Origin of the sequence: Bacillus sp. JH7 (assembly GCF_001563515.1) — a bacterium.
In the GTDB taxonomy this organism is placed as follows: domain Bacteria; phylum Bacillota; class Bacilli; order Bacillales; family Bacillaceae_G; genus Bacillus_A; species Bacillus_A cereus.
This window is the reverse complement of sequence record NZ_LPUS01000022.1, coordinates 78361-92710: the sequence shown is the minus strand read 5'-3', so window position 1 is coordinate 92710 and position 14350 is coordinate 78361. Positions and strand designations below refer to the sequence as shown.

The window sequence follows — 14350 nt, the reverse complement described above, 5'->3', positions numbered from 1 at the left end:
AAATTTGTCCCGTATGAACACAATAAAAAAAGGCTGTAGAATGATTCATTCTACAGCCTTTAATAGATTTTTAATCTATCAACCTTCTAATAATAATGACTTTGGATCTTCAAGCATATCTTTAACAGCAACAAGGAAGCTAACTGCTTCTTTACCATCAACAATACGGTGATCGTAAGATAAAGCAATGTACATCATTGGGCGGTTTTCCATACGCTCGTTATCAATTGCAACTGGGCGTACTTGGATTTTATGCATTCCTAAAATACCAACTTGTGGGCTATTTAGGATCGGTGTTGACATTAGAGAACCGAACACACCACCGTTTGTAATTGTAAATGTACCACCTTGTAGTTCTTTTAATGAAAGTTTGTTGTCACGTGCTTTTTTACCTAATTCACGAATTTCACTTTCAATTTCAGCGAAGTTTAATTGGTTAGCATCGCGTACAACTGGAACAACTAATCCATCTGGAGCTGCTACTGCAATACCGATATCATAGAATTTTTTAATGATAAGCTCGTCACCTTGAATTTCAGCATTTAATAATGGGAATTGTTTTAATGCTGCAACAACTGCTTTTGTGAAGAATGACATGAAGCCAAGACGTACATCATGTTTTTTCTCGAAAGCATCTTTGCGTTCTTTACGTAATTCCATGATCGCACTCATATCAACTTCGTTAAATGTTGTTAACATTGCAGATGTTTGTTGAACTTCTACAAGGCGTTTTGCAATTGTTTGACGGCGGCGGGACATTTTCACGCGCTCAACTGGTTTTTCGAATTCAGTTTTTGCAACTGGAGCAGGAGCTGGACTCTTTGGAGCAGCTGGTGCTTCTTTTGGTGCTGCAGCATGAGCTTGTACATCATGTGGTCTCACGCGTCCAAGTGGATCTGTGCTACGTACGTCGTTTAAGTCGATTCCTAATTCACGAGCCATTTTTCTAGCAGCTGGTGATGCGATAGGACGGTTTGTATTTGGTAAGCCTTGTAGTGTTGCAGTTTGCTCAGCATTTGGTGCCGCAGCTTTCGGTGCTTCAGTCGTTTCTTGTTTTGGTTGCTCAGCCACTGGTGCAGGTGTACTTACTGCAACTGGTGCTCCATTAGCATCTAAAATTGCGATAGTTGCGCCAACTTCAACTGTATCCCCAGGTTCGCCTAGTAACTTCGATACAATACCTGAATCTTCTGCAATGATTTCTACATTGACTTTATCAGTTTCAAGCTCAACAACGCTGCCACCTTTCTCAACTTTGTCGCCTACGTTGATAAGCCATTGTGAAATAGTTCCTTCAGTAATAGATTCTGCAAGCTCAGGTACTTTAATTTCGATCATTTTAAATGTCCTCCCCTTATTTGCCTAACGGTGTGTTTTTTCTTCTTTTGTCTTCGGTAATCTCCATTTGTTAGCCTGGCCTTGGGCAGAATATCTGCCCAAGGAACAAGCAAGAAAGCTTCATTGTTACTTTTTAGTTGCTGTAAACTTCAATTTCTTGTTTATCTTGACGGAAGTTATACTTTACATCTAAAGCATGTGCAACGATTAGTTCTTGCTCAGCTTTGTGAGCGAATGGATCGCCGCCAGATGGACTAGAGCGATCAGGACGTCCAATGTAGCCTGTTTTCACTTTATCTCCAGCAAGTTCGAACAGAATTGGAGCCATGTAATGCCATGCGCCCATATTACGAGGTTCTTCTTGAACCCAAATGATTTCTTCTAAGTTTTTAAAGCGTTTAATAATAGATTGAACTTTCTCAGCAGGGAATGGGTACAATTGCTCAATACGAACGACATGAACTTCGTCTAAGTTGTACTCATGTTTACCAGACTCGATTTCTGCTGCTAAGTCAATCGCCATTTTACCTGTGCTTAAAACAAGACGTTTTACTTTATTTGGTTTCATGCCAAGGTTTTCTTGTTCTAAAGCAGGTTGGAAACGTCCTTCGCTTAACTGACTAGCAGTTGAAAGCGTAAGTGGGTGACGTAATAAACTCTTCGGCGTCATCAATACTAATGGTCGAACAGCTTCCGTTCCTAAGATAGATGCTTGACGACGCAGGATATGGAAGTATTGAGCTGCACTCGTTAAGTTTGCAACTGTCCAGTTATTCTCAGCAGCTAACTGTAAGAAACGCTCTGGACGTGCACTAGAGTGCTCTGGTCCTTGACCTTCATAACCGTGTGGTAATAGAAGAACTAAGCCAGATTTTTGACCCCATTTTGCTCTTCCTGCTGAAACATATTGATCAAATAATGCTTGCGCAGTATTTGAGAAGTCACCATATTGCGCTTCCCACATAACAAGAGTTTCTGGAGCGAATACGTTATAACCATATTCGTAACCAACAACAGCAGCCTCTGATAACGGACTGTTATGAACAGAGAATGAAGCATTAATGTTTGGTAAGCGATGTAATGGTGAATATGTTTCATTTGTATCAGTATCGTGTAATACGATATGACGGTGTGCGAATGTACCACGCTGTGAATCTTGACCAGTTAAACGAATTGGCGTACCTTCTTGTAAAATAGAAGCGAATGCTAATGATTCAGCAAGTGCCCATTCAATTTTGCCGTTCTCTTCAAGAGCATCTTTACGGCGCTCAAGAATTTTCTTCACTTTCGGATATACGTTAAAGCCTTCTGGCCAAGATAGTAGACCTTCATTAATTGCACGAAGTGAATCAATCTCAACGCCAGTATCAATTGACTGAATACCTTTTGCAACAACATCTGGTACTTTAACGTGAATTGTTGCATCACTCGTATCAGCTGGTGGTACTTGTGCATAGTCAGACTTTAATTGTTCTTGTATAAACTGTGTAATCGTTTCAACCTCATCTGCATTTAGTACACCAGCAGCTTGTAATTGATCTGCATAAATTGCTCTTACAGTTGGATGGTTTTTAATTTTTTTGTACACTTGTGGTTGCGTAACTGCCGGGTCATCCATTTCGTTATGACCGTAGCGGCGGTAACCGATTAAATCGATTAAGAAGTCTTTTTTGAACAACATGCGATATTGAATCGCAAGGTTAGCAGCTGCAAGACAAGCTTCCGGATCATCAGCGTTCACGTGAACAATCGGAATATCGAAACCTTTTGCAAGGTCACTTGAATATTTCGTAGAACGAGAATCATAGCTATCAGTCGTAAAACCAACTGCATTGTTTGCGATAACATGAATCGTTCCGCCTGTTTGGTACGCGTTCAATCTGCTTAAGTTGAGTGTCTCAGATACAATACCTTGACCAGGGAATGCAGCATCACCATGAACTAAAATTACGAATGATTTTGAAGTATCTTGATCTGGAAGACCAGATTTTTTACGATTCTCTTGAGCTGCACGTGCGAAACCTTCTACTACAGGATTCACGAACTCAAGATGACTCGGGTTATTTGCTAATGTAACGCGAGTGCTAACTTCTTCGTTACTAACGACTTGTTCTCTACCTAGGTGGTATTTCACGTCGCCAGTCCAGCCAGAATTAGCCACTGCGCCTTCTATTTTTGCATGTTTGAACTCAGCAAACATGTGGCTATATGGTTTTTCTAATACGTGAGCAAGTACGCTTAGGCGACCGCGGTGAGCCATACCAATCATGACATCCTCTACGCCGTTCTTAGCACCTTCTAGAACAATTTCATCTAAAACAGGTACAAGCATATCAACGCCCTCGATAGAGAAACGTTTTTGCCCAACGAATGTTTTATGCAAGAATTGCTCGAAACCTTCAACAGCTGTTAAACGTTTTAAAAGAGCAGTTCGTTTTTTATTTGATAGTGGTTGACGCAATGAATTTGATTCCACCATTTGATGCAACCACGCGCGTTCTTCACTATCTTGTATATGAGAAAATTCATAAGCTAAAGATTTTGTATAAACGTCTTTTAATCTATGAATTACATCAAGTGCAGTGTGAATACCTTCTGGTGCATCTGGCCATACTGTTTTCGCTGGAATCGCTTTCAAGTCAGCATCGCTCAGTTCGCTCATTGCTTTCTCAAGAAGAGATTGTCCATTTGCAGCATCTTCCATCGGGTTGATGTGAGCCAACGTGTGCCCGAAAGAACGAATCTGCTCAACAAGTTGAACGACTTTAAGAATTTTTTCAATATTACCTGTGTTTTGAGGAGAAAAATGTGTTGCTGTGTTGTCCCCTGTTACGACATCATCTTGAAACGAAGGAGCTCCAAAAATTTCAAAAAGCTCTTGTAATTCCGGATCAACAGAACCTGCTCCAGTTACGTAAAGATCATACTGCTCAATAACATAACCAAGGTTCGGACCGTGGAACTTGGCCCAAGGGTTTGTCGTTGTATTCTTCCTCGTCATTTGTTTAAACCTCCCAATGCATATAATCCTTTTCCATACAAAGGTGCATTTTGCTCTTTTTCAATAAGTAATGAATCAATAATCAATGTAAATGTTTTTCTTTACTCTTATGTTATTACAATAATTTACATAATACCAAACACTATTACTTATCTGTTTTGTAAAAAAACATTCACAATAACTTATCACCCAAGTTAATCTTTCATGTTATAAAGTAATTTTACAGAAAAATGGGGTGGATATATTTGGTATGCCTATACTAATAGCTATAATTGTTGCATTTAAATATAGGTATAATAGTTAGAATGTTTTGATAAAAACAGTTTGAATTATGTATATTGAAATAATAAGCGCTTTCATAGATATTATACAACAATATAACGGAATATAGTATAAAAAATAAAAAATTATGAATTTATCGTAAACTTTATTTAGATAGTGTTAAATATTGAAAGGAAAGTGAAGGATTTCTACAAAAAAAGTTGCTAAACATAAAAAATGCTCCATAAACAGTTAGTTTCTATAAATATGACGAAAAACACCGTAAAACAAATAACGCATTTCGTGAAATAAAGAAATAAATGAAATATTTTAAAAGGATAAAACAAATATGGAGATATTAAATTTTAAAAAAAGAAGTGAGGAGATATAGTAACAGTTATTTACAGTGTTCCGTGTTTCGCTTCAAAATAGACGTGCTGAAATTTAAAAAAGTTTCTTCTATATTATTGAATATACTTATGGCACTTACAATGAGTACCGTCTTTATCTCATTTGTTGTTTTAGCAAAAAGATATTAAGATGGAGGAGAGAAAGGAAGATTAACATATGCAAATGATGTATGCTTTTGGCATTGGGCTTGTATTATTTTTAGCCGTATTCTTATTTATTCGTAAAGACGTTCAAGGCGGGACGTTAACGAAGCGAGGATTTTATAAATTAATCGGCTGTTTAGTTGTTATGCTTATAGCAATTATTGTAATGATCGTATTAATTAATCAGTCACTATAGAATGTAAAAACGGAACCTTACTTCGGTAAGGTTTTTCTTTATTGTTAAACCTAAAAATTACCACCAAATCCATTTACCGTAAATAATTTGTGTTATATAATCCAATGAAATGATAGATAAGGAGTGTAGTATATGAATAAAAGAACTATCTTCTATTTATTAACTTGTATACTACTGGTAGCTAGTACTACTTATATAATATGTAACAAAAGAGAACAAGTGCCACCTATATTAGTATGGGACGAACAAGAATACTATGTTACGAATGAACCTGCCAAAGTAGAAGAAGTTGGGCAAAAACTTGGCGAAGTAACAAAGAAAATTAAAACAAGTAAAAAACCTACTAAAAATAGAGAATCTAATACATTACAAGAGAAAACAGAAGTATTCACAATGATTGAGGAAGGAAAAAGTGATTACCCGCCTTTAATCATAAAGGAAGCTTATAGTGATGAATATAGGGTAGTGAGGCCGATGTTGAAGCAAGTATTATGATGAAAAGGAGGTTCATATGCAGACACTAACTCCGCATCCGTAGTCGTTAAGAAAAATATTTGTCTTTTTCCTCCTATCGGTGCCGCTTACATTTTGATGAATAGAGGAGCAATACAAAAGAGAGATTACATTTTATATTTATTATTTGCTACTATGAATATATCACTCTGGTTATCGCTTATGATTTTTGATCGGAGTATGTGGATGGTATTAGATAGTAGGGAACAGAAAATGTGGTTCATTTGTGCTACGGATACAGATTGATAGAAGAGAGGCCTTGTAGGAATGCTGCAAGGCCCTTTATCTTTTGGAAATTAATAGAAAATAAATCATATAAATGCTATACTAAAAAATGTTTGTAATGTCAGTTTCATAATATTGTATGATGCTGACTTACTAGAAAAGATAAGAGGAGAATGAACGTGCAAAAGATAAAGAGATTATTGCTATTAATGATGGTAGTAGGATTAACAGCAGGTGTTTTAGCAGGGTGTGCAAATCCGAAAGATACTACAGAAGAATTTTTAACAGCGATACAAAAAGGTGATGTAGAAAAGGCTCGTACATTTGTTGAGAGTGACAAGGAATTTAATAAACTAAATGAAAAAACAGATGATGCTGAGGCAAAAGCAATGCTAAGTGCAATTACAAAGAACTTTAAATTTGAAAAGCTAGAAGAAGTATCGAAAAAGGATGATAAAGCAGAAGTGAAAGTGAAAATTACATCTGCTGATCTATCCGTTGCTGTAACAAAAGCAGTGGGAGAAGTTATGCCAATGGCCTTCGCTAGCGCATTTAGCGAAGGCAAAGAACAATCTGAAAAAGCGATTGAAAAAACAATGACCTCAACTATCATCAAAAACTTAACGGATAAAGATGCAGCAATGGCAACTCGGGAGGTTACATTGAACTTAAAGAAAGACAAAGATGGCGACTATAAAATCGTTGCTGACGATAACTTGAAAGAAGTATTGTTTGCAAATGCGAAGTCTTTGGAGAAGATGTTTGGTGGGAAGTAATTGAATTAGATAAAAAAGAGACGCCATATCACGTAGAAGGTTGATATGGTGTCTCTTTTTTATGACCCCGGAGAGGCTCGAACTCACGACCTCCACCCTGTCAAGGTGGCGCTCTCCCTGCTGAGCTACGGGATCCCAACTATAAATGTTACCATCAGCAATGTATTTTCATTTCATTCGTGTAATCGGAGAATTTGTACAATTTGTTGAGTATTGTAACATTTGATGTATTCCTATAATAGCAACAAACTTTAATGGTGTAAAGGTGTAATTTTCTGAATATTCATATTCTAATTTTTGTATAAAAAAATAAGCCCCGAAGAGCTTATTTTAATAATAATATCAACGCAATTATCAATGATATTTTCAAAAATACAATCATAAATAATGGAGCTTGTTCATAAGCTATCGTCCTGTAACTGTCATTCCTGCTGTGTAAATTGTATCAATAGAACCGTCAGCGCCTTTTATTTCGACTTTATAACGATATGTTCCATCCTCATAAATATCATCGCCATATCCTGTGAAAGTTGCAATTTCATCATTGCTTCCAGCTGGGACCCATTGATTTTGCCAACGGAAGTTGGTTTCAAATTCTCCCCATCTATCGCCATATTTCTTTTCAAGGCTGACATTGTAATGAATTTCTTCAGCTCGGTCATTTGTAATTCTTGCAATTACGCTGTTACCAAAAGTAACTTGTGTAGAGTGTACCTGAACTGTAACACCGTTCACCGTTTCACCAGGACCACAAATGTAATGACAACCATCCCATTCGTCAGCATGTGCTTTTGGTGTTTCAATGTTCATAACCGTTAAACCGCCTAAAGCTAATGCGCCAGTTAATAATACTTTACCAAATGTTTTCACTTGAAATTCCCCCTAAGTATATTCTCAATTCGTTCGATAGATATCACATTAATCTAATGGAACGTTTTTTCCTTAAGTGTATTCGCTATGAATCTTTCATCTTGTAGTAATCTAATCACTACATAAAATTTCATAGTTTTGATTCCATATATGTATCATGATTTACATAGAACAAATCTGTTAATACGCTTTGGTTATTTACTTATTTCACTACTCCTTATTACCTTTTATTGGTAAAACATTAGTTTTATTATATAACATTATTATCTATTTACAAGAGAAAATAATACTGTATGCAAAAATGCATAATAAAAAACACTGCTTGTATTCTAGATTACAGATTAAATGGAGTGTGGGGTTTCAATTAATATTTGAGTGGAACTTAATGCTAATTTTTTATGCTTAACAGTATGCATATATCATCGTTTATTAAAGTCATAATTGATAAACCTTGTTCAGGGGACGCTCTTCCTGCTGAGCTACAGAATCTTCAAAAGGGAAAGTATAAGCGAGTATGCTAGTAATGTATGAAGGAATAATGATGAGAAGCGAATTTAGTAGAAAGTAGTCTTTGGATGTAGTGGTTATATTATTTACGATACCAATCCAAAGGACCTTCAGCACTCAAATCAACAAGAAAAGGGAGTAAGAAATGTAAAGGTAAGCTTATAAGTTCTGGCATAGCGTTCACCGTTTTCTTTGATAGATATTGTCTCATAAAACAATACGGACAATCCTTTTCAAATGTCACGAGTATTGCCCATACATCTTTTATTGTCCACTTCGTTTTACAATACGTACAACGCGTCATGAGGTTCCTCCTCATTTTAAGTTTTCTTCTAGTATACTCCATTCCATTGTAAGAAAGTCATTTGTATTTGGTGTGGTAAAATGTAAGTTGTTTTATTTTTATGTGAATCTATTCAGTCATTTATGAACAATTACATATCATTTGATATTTTTGCAGAATGATAGATTTTCAGTTTCAATATACCAATTGGCCAATATATCCTTTTTACAATTTACTGAAAATCATGTATAACAGAGATACATGATTATTTTATCTCGCTATTTGCGGGCAGTAAGATCCCTTACCTCGAAATTCAACAAAAGTAAAGAAGTTAGGTTCGGGTCGGAATGCCCGTAAAAGTCCGATTCGTGAGGGTTGATGAAAGTTTCACTTTATAAATATTCAGAAGTAGAGGGAGAAAAGTTGTAATGGTAAGAAAAACGTTCAAGATGCGCGTGTCTAAAAATAGAACGATTTCGATTAATGGATCGATTCTTGATGTGGATGTTACACATGATGAATTTTTACAAGAGTTTGTTGAGTGGGTTGATTCTAAAGGTTGGTCGTTTATGGGAATAACAGATGAGATTACGCCCGAGGAAGCTAGTCAAAAGTTAATAGATTCGTTGATTGATGAGAAGGATAAGAAAGAGTAATTCCTTCTTATTTTTATTGTATATTTATGTTCTTTATCGTAAAAGTATGATATAGTAAAAAATAGTGAAAATTCTTCCAATATAATACAAATTACATATGATTGGTAGATTTATTATTTTGTTAAGGAGTAAATGGAAAAGGGAGAGTCATATGGTAAATTTTAAGAAAATTTTGGTTTTTATTACAGTTATTTGTTCGTTTTTTTTGACGCCCATAACATTGCGTGCTGAGACGAATATTGGAGTAAATCCAGAACAAGTTGCACCACCACCTGCGGAAGGACCGAATGTTTTTAGTCAGTTTGCAACGACAATTGATGCAAAAACAGGAGATGTTTTGTATGACAAAAACGCATATCACCGCGCATTTCCTGCTAGTACGACGAAGGTGTTAACAGCGATTTTACTCATGGAGCATACAAAGCCAGAGGATCAATTTACATTTTCACAATTAGCATTAGATCAAGAGAAGAGTAATTATCAAATTGAGTTTCAACCTGGAGAGACAATTAATAGAAATACTGCGCTTATGATTTTAATGGTGCTGAGTGCGAATGATGTGTCGTATGCGATTGCGGAGCGGATTGGCGGGAGTGTTGAGAATTTCGCTAATATGATGAATGAGAAAGCGAAGCAATTAGGGGCGAAAGATAGCCACTTTGTAACACCGAATGGATTGCATGATCCGAACCATTATACGACGCCGTATGATATGGCTATGATTACGAAGGGTGTGCAAAAGTATCCTGAAATTTTACAAGCGATGAATACGAAAAGAACGACAGTTACGACGTCTAGGCAGACGGTGTCTATTTTTAATAAATCTAATTTTTTTGAAAATCCATATAGCATTGGCGGTAAGACAGGGTTTACGAATGAAGCACGTAATACACTTGTTTTATTAAATGAGAAAGATGGAAATCGTATTATAAGCGTAGTAATGGCTTCTCAAAGACCTGAAATTTATGAAGATTTGAAGCAGATGGCGGAATATTCTTTCGGTCAATTTACGAAGCAAATGGTGCTTGATAAACATAATTGGCATCAAAAAACAACATATTTAAATAAAGATGTTAATTCTGAGTTGGAACAAAGTGCGGAGCTTATGCTTAAGAAAGATGAAGGGAAAAATGTGAAAACTATTTTCCGGGCGGCTTCATTAGATAAAGAATCTTTATATCATAAAGGAATACATCGTGGTGAGGTAGTTGGTGCAGTTGATATTACGAAAAATAATCAAACAATTGCGACGGTAAATGTTCTTTCAACAGAAGATGTCACTTTTACGATGCCTAAAAAAGATACAACTATGCCTGAAGTAAAAGACTCAAATGTGAAAGTAATAAGTGTTGGGATAGGTGCGATTATATTATTTGGAGCAATTTTATATGTAGTGTTGCGCCGAAATACAAAAGGAATGAAATCAGAAGGTAAATAAATTACTAATAAAAAGACTGTGTAAAATTTTGGCACAGTCTTTTTTCTATATTTTAAATAACTAATAATTGTAAATTTTCTTATTGCAATAACTTAAAGTTCGTTATATCATTTACTTGTGTTCTTGTTAAAGAACAAAGTGGATATTGCATACTTCAAATAATATAAAACAACGGAGAGGGAGAGAGACGATGAAATTAATATGGAAGATAATTAGCAACGCGATCTCATTTGTTTTATTTGCATTGATGGTTTTTTTAGCTTTTGTAGTTATTTCTTCAAAAGCAAGCGGTGGTGATCCGACAGTGATGGGATATCAATTTAAGAGCGTTCTTTCAGGATCAATGGAGCCGACGTTTTTAACAGGATCAATCATTGCAATAGAACCAAACAAAGATGGTTCTAAATATCAAAAAGGTGATGTTATTACCTTTAAAGAGAAAGATCAAAAAATTATCACTCACCGTATTATCGGTGTGAAAGATACAAATGGAAAAGTAATGTATGAAACAAAAGGGGATAACAACAACGGACCAGATTTAGAGCCAGTACTTGCAGAAAATGTAGTTGGAAAGTATGCAGATATTACAGTTCCGTATGTTGGTTATTTACTGAATTATGCGAATTCAAAAGCGGGAGCAGCATTGCTTCTTATTATTCCAGGAGTCTTTTTACTTGGGTATTCCGCGATTTCTATTTTTGGTGCTATTCGTAGCATTGACGGAGAAAAGAAAGATAAAAAAGTAGAACAATCCGTCTAGTTCGTTTGGTTATACTTTCCGTTTAGGAAGTTAACAAATATATATTAAGGGGATATGGACATGACTTTAAAGAAAAAATTAGGAATGGGTATTACATCAGCAGTATTAGGAGCAGCTTTAGTTGGTGGAGGAACATTTGCATTTTTCAGTGATAAAGAAGTGTCAAATAATACATTTGCGGCTGGAACACTGGATTTAGCATTAAATCCATCAACAGTTGTTAACGTATCGAATTTAAAACCTGGGGATACAATTGAAAAAGAATTTAAACTAGAAAATAAAGGCTCTTTAAATATTAAAAAGGTTCTACTGAAAACAGATTATAATGTAGAAGATGTAAAGAAAGACAATAAAGATGATTTTGGTAAACATATTAAAGTAACATTCTTAAAAAATGTAGATAAGCATGAGACAATTGTGAAACAAACTACTTTAGATAAATTAAAAGGTGACACACTTACAGCTGTAGATAATGATTTATCGGCTTGGTTCTGGGATGAAAAAGGTATTTCAGCAGGTAAATCTGATAAATTCAAAGTGAAATTCGAGTTCGTTGATAATGGAAAAGATCAAAATCAATTCCAAGGCGATAAGTTACAATTAAATTGGACGTTTGATGCACAACAAACAGCAGGTGAAGAAAGATAATAAGAAAAAGGGCTATCACATGGATAGCCCTTTTTCTATTTTTCTAGTATTTGTCTATCAATTTTAATAGTTCTTTACTATAATATAGATAATGTTCTGTATAAAGAACGTAATGTTCGATGGGAGAGATTAAGATGCTGAAAAGACCGCGTAATTTTAAAAAGATGCTTATATTGCCGTGTATGTGTTCTATTACGTTTTATTTAGGATCTCAAATTATGACGCATACAGAAGCGGCGTTCATTCATGAAACGAAAGTAGAAGCGACGCTTTCTACAGCAATTATATTTCCGAAAACAGTTAATACGTTAAAAGAGCAATCTGAGAAACATAAACAGTTTATTGAGCGTGAGTATGGAACGATGAAGGGAAAATCGAAAGCAACTTCTATTGAAGAAATAAAACAGGCGATTTCTGTATGGCAACAAGGGCGTGAGAAAATTGTTGCTGAGAAGGAAGCCCTGCAAAATGTATATACTGAAATAGAAGCTCCTTACAATCAAATACAAGAAGAATTAAAGGTAAATAAAGATGAGTCGATGCAGCAAGTGTCCATATATGTAAATGAAGGCTTCCGCAGTATCAAAGAGAAGCGTGACTATATTGAGAAAGAAATTAGCTTGAAAGCTATTGATGAGCAAATTCAGGCTCTTCAGCAACAATTAAACGTTGCAATTGAAGCAGAAGAACAGAAGAAAGCCGAAGAACAGAAGAAAGTAGAAGAACAGAAGAAAGTAGAAGAACAGAAGAAAGTAGAAGAACAGAAGAAAGTAGAAGAACAGAAGAAAGCCGAAGAACAGAAGAAAGTAGAAGAACAGAAGAAAGCCGAAGAACAGAAGAAAGTAGAAGAACAGAAGAAAGTAGAAGAACAGAAGAAAGCCGAAGAACAGAAGAAAGCCGAAGAACAGAAAAAGCTAGAAGAGCAAAAGAAAGCGGAGTAACTGCTTTAGTGAAACAGCCGGAAAACAAGAATGTGGTGTAAGAGAGAGTGAACGAATAAGCAAGACTAGTAATATTTATACGAGTGTGAGGGAACGTTAGCCCTCACCTCTTTGTTTTTCTTTTTTCTTATAGTATTAAATGATTTGAGTGTGAAAAAAGTTATAAATTATCATTGTTTTTTTTCTGAAAAGTCTAAATGATATTGAGAAATAAAAATAACTGAAAATATTAATAAATATGTGTTGTGTTTATATAGAGTTGTTCGTTATAATGAACATAAGGTTTTTAAAAAAGAACACATATTAGCTAAGCTAATATAGTTTTCTTTACATCTCTTATTGAAAAATAAGTGATAAAAATATAAAAAAAAGCTAGGGGGAATTGATTGTGAGTCTGAAAAAGAAATTAGGTATGGGAGTTGCATCAGCAGCATTGGGGTTAGCTTTAATTGGTGGAGGAACATTTGCATTCTTTAGCGATAAAGAAGTATCAAACAATACATTTGCAGCTGGGACGTTAGACCTTACATTAAACCCTAAGACGCTTGTAGATATTAAAGATTTAAAACCAGGGGATTCTGTTAAGAAAGAGTTCTTATTACAAAACAGCGGTTCGTTAACTATTAAAGACGTTAAATTAGCAACAAAGTATACTGTTAAAGATGCAAAAGGTGATAATGCTGGTGAAGACTTTGGTAAGCACGTTAAAGTAAAATTCCTTTGGAACTGGGATAAACAAAGTGAGCCTGTATACGAAACAACTTTAGCAGACTTACAAAAAGTTGATCCAGATCTTTTAGCTAAAGATATCTTTGCTCCTGAGTGGGGAGAAAAGGGTGGATTAGCAGCTGGTACAGAGGATTATCTATGGGTACAATTTGAATTTGTAGATGATGGAAAAGACCAAAATATCTTCCAAGGTGATACATTGAATTTAGAATGGACATTCAATGCTAACCAAGAAGCTGGGGAAGAAAAATAATAAAAAAAGCGGGTATTCCCGCTTTTTTTTATAAAGAAAAAGAAGTGCTGGTTGTAAGCACTTCTTTCTATTATTATTTTTGATTTTGCTTCCACTTTGTAAATTCAAGAAATTCACGAAATTGTTCTTTGGAGACACCAGAGTTCATTGCATCTTTAACGAGTTGTGTCCATTCGGAGTCTAGGTTAGTTTCCTTTGTTGTTTCATCATGAAGTAAAGTATCAACTGGAATTTGTAGAACTGCTGCGATCTTTTCAAGAAACTGAATGGAAGGGTTTTTTTGTAAATTTCGTTCTATAGAACTAATGTAAGATTTAGCAACGCCAGCTTTTTCGGCAAGTTCAGTTAATGAAATCCCTTTTTGTAAACGAAGGCGTTTTATACGTTCTCCAATCATATTT

Annotated in this window: 14 protein-coding genes, 1 tRNA gene and 1 pseudogene; 10 read left to right on the top strand and 6 right to left on the bottom strand. The window is 35.3% G+C overall.

Going from position 1 to position 14350, the window contains the following annotated elements; all coding sequences use genetic code 11:
• Positions 1-78: 78 nt before the first annotated feature.
• Positions 79-1338 (bottom strand): 2-oxoglutarate dehydrogenase complex dihydrolipoyllysine-residue succinyltransferase, encoded by a 1260-nt coding sequence (odhB, locus tag AU379_RS21030; RefSeq protein ID WP_000569926.1) that lies wholly within the window; start codon positions 1336-1338, stop codon positions 79-81.
• Positions 1339-1471: 133 nt separating this feature from the next.
• A complete protein-coding gene (odhA, locus tag AU379_RS21025; RefSeq protein WP_044795471.1) occupies positions 1472-4339 on the bottom strand; it encodes a 2-oxoglutarate dehydrogenase E1 component in 2868 nt (955 codons plus the stop codon).
• An 828-nt stretch (positions 4340-5167) separates the two neighbouring features.
• Between odhA and AU379_RS21020 the strand changes: the two genes are divergently transcribed.
• The 4 genes and pseudogenes from AU379_RS21020 to AU379_RS21010 all read left to right on the top strand — a co-directional run bounded on the left by AU379_RS21020 (position 5168) and on the right by AU379_RS21010 (position 6864).
• Positions 5168-5350 carry a DUF3976 domain-containing protein gene (locus tag AU379_RS21020; RefSeq protein WP_001178294.1) on the top strand — a complete coding sequence of 61 codons (183 nt, stop codon included), beginning with the start codon at positions 5168-5170 and terminating at the stop codon, positions 5348-5350.
• A gap of 132 nt (positions 5351-5482) precedes the next feature.
• Positions 5483-5845, top strand: coding sequence for a hypothetical protein (locus AU379_RS21015; protein ID WP_061139688.1), 363 nt, complete (start codon positions 5483-5485; stop codon positions 5843-5845).
• A gap of 96 nt (positions 5846-5941) precedes the next feature.
• Positions 5942-6128: pseudogene (locus tag AU379_RS31250) on the top strand (hypothetical protein).
• 139 nt (positions 6129-6267) lie between these two features.
• Positions 6268-6864: a DUF4878 domain-containing protein gene (locus AU379_RS21010; RefSeq protein ID WP_061139687.1), complete on the top strand. Its 597-nt coding sequence runs from the start codon at positions 6268-6270 to the stop codon at positions 6862-6864.
• A 62-nt stretch (positions 6865-6926) separates the two neighbouring features.
• On the opposite strand, the gene AU379_RS21005 is transcribed toward AU379_RS21010, so the two are convergent.
• The 3 genes from AU379_RS21005 to AU379_RS20995 form a co-directional block, all read right to left on the bottom strand.
• Positions 6927-6999, bottom strand: a tRNA-Val gene (locus AU379_RS21005).
• 270 nt (positions 7000-7269) lie between these two features.
• Complete coding sequence (locus tag AU379_RS21000) at positions 7270-7734, bottom strand: hypothetical protein (RefSeq protein ID WP_000846655.1); 465 nt, start codon at positions 7732-7734, stop codon at positions 7270-7272.
• A gap of 589 nt (positions 7735-8323) precedes the next feature.
• Entirely contained in the window at positions 8324-8545 is a 222-nt protein-coding gene (locus AU379_RS20995) for a hypothetical protein (RefSeq protein ID WP_000196288.1), read from the bottom strand.
• A gap of 407 nt (positions 8546-8952) precedes the next feature.
• On the opposite strand from AU379_RS20995, the gene AU379_RS20990 reads away from it, so the two are divergent.
• The 6 genes from AU379_RS20990 to calY all read left to right on the top strand — a co-directional run bounded on the left by AU379_RS20990 (position 8953) and on the right by calY (position 13949).
• Positions 8953-9180, top strand: coding sequence for a hypothetical protein (locus AU379_RS20990; RefSeq protein ID WP_000251856.1), 228 nt, complete (start codon positions 8953-8955; stop codon positions 9178-9180).
• A gap of 151 nt (positions 9181-9331) precedes the next feature.
• Positions 9332-10618, top strand: coding sequence for a D-alanyl-D-alanine carboxypeptidase family protein (locus AU379_RS20985; protein WP_000247029.1), 1287 nt, complete (start codon positions 9332-9334; stop codon positions 10616-10618).
• Between the two features lie 190 nt (positions 10619-10808).
• Entirely contained in the window at positions 10809-11378 is a 570-nt protein-coding gene (locus tag AU379_RS20980; RefSeq protein WP_000767792.1) for a signal peptidase I, read from the top strand.
• A 60-nt stretch (positions 11379-11438) separates the two neighbouring features.
• Complete coding sequence (locus tag AU379_RS20975) at positions 11439-12026, top strand: CalY family protein (RefSeq protein ID WP_000172854.1); 588 nt, start codon at positions 11439-11441, stop codon at positions 12024-12026.
• Positions 12027-12160: 134 nt separating this feature from the next.
• Entirely contained in the window at positions 12161-12967 is an 807-nt protein-coding gene (locus AU379_RS20970; protein WP_061139686.1) for a DUF4047 domain-containing protein, read from the top strand.
• 388 nt (positions 12968-13355) lie between these two features.
• On the top strand, positions 13356-13949 hold the full coding sequence (calY, locus tag AU379_RS20965; protein ID WP_000053713.1) for a biofilm matrix protein CalY: 594 nt from the start codon (positions 13356-13358) through the stop codon (positions 13947-13949).
• 73 nt (positions 13950-14022) lie between these two features.
• Here calY and AU379_RS20960 read toward each other — a convergent pair whose 3' ends face one another.
• Positions 14023-14346 carry a helix-turn-helix domain-containing protein gene (locus AU379_RS20960; protein ID WP_000578885.1) on the bottom strand — a complete coding sequence of 108 codons (324 nt, stop codon included), beginning with the start codon at positions 14344-14346 and terminating at the stop codon, positions 14023-14025.
• Positions 14347-14350 lie beyond the last annotated feature (4 nt).

Bases quoted from the DNA above. Each gene is read 5' to 3' on its own strand.
- odhB (WP_000569926.1), bottom strand. From the start codon at position 1,338: ATGATCGAAATTAAAGTACCTGAGCTTGCAGAATCTATTACTGAAGGA.
- odhA (WP_044795471.1), bottom strand. From the start codon at position 4,339: ATGACGAGGAAGAATACAACGACAAACCCTTGGGCCAAGTTCCACGGT.
- AU379_RS21020 (WP_001178294.1), top strand. From the start codon at position 5,168: ATGCAAATGATGTATGCTTTTGGCATTGGGCTTGTATTATTTTTAGCC.
- AU379_RS21015 (WP_061139688.1), top strand. From the start codon at position 5,483: ATGAATAAAAGAACTATCTTCTATTTATTAACTTGTATACTACTGGTA.
- AU379_RS20995 (WP_000196288.1), bottom strand. From the start codon at position 8,545: ATGACGCGTTGTACGTATTGTAAAACGAAGTGGACAATAAAAGATGTA.
- AU379_RS20990 (WP_000251856.1), top strand. From the start codon at position 8,953: ATGGTAAGAAAAACGTTCAAGATGCGCGTGTCTAAAAATAGAACGATT.
- AU379_RS20985 (WP_000247029.1), top strand. From the start codon at position 9,332: ATGGTAAATTTTAAGAAAATTTTGGTTTTTATTACAGTTATTTGTTCG.
- AU379_RS20980 (WP_000767792.1), top strand. From the start codon at position 10,809: ATGAAATTAATATGGAAGATAATTAGCAACGCGATCTCATTTGTTTTA.
- AU379_RS20975 (WP_000172854.1), top strand. From the start codon at position 11,439: ATGACTTTAAAGAAAAAATTAGGAATGGGTATTACATCAGCAGTATTA.
- AU379_RS20970 (WP_061139686.1), top strand. From the start codon at position 12,161: ATGCTGAAAAGACCGCGTAATTTTAAAAAGATGCTTATATTGCCGTGT.
- AU379_RS20960 (WP_000578885.1), bottom strand. From the start codon at position 14,346: ATGATTGGAGAACGTATAAAACGCCTTCGTTTACAAAAAGGGATTTCA.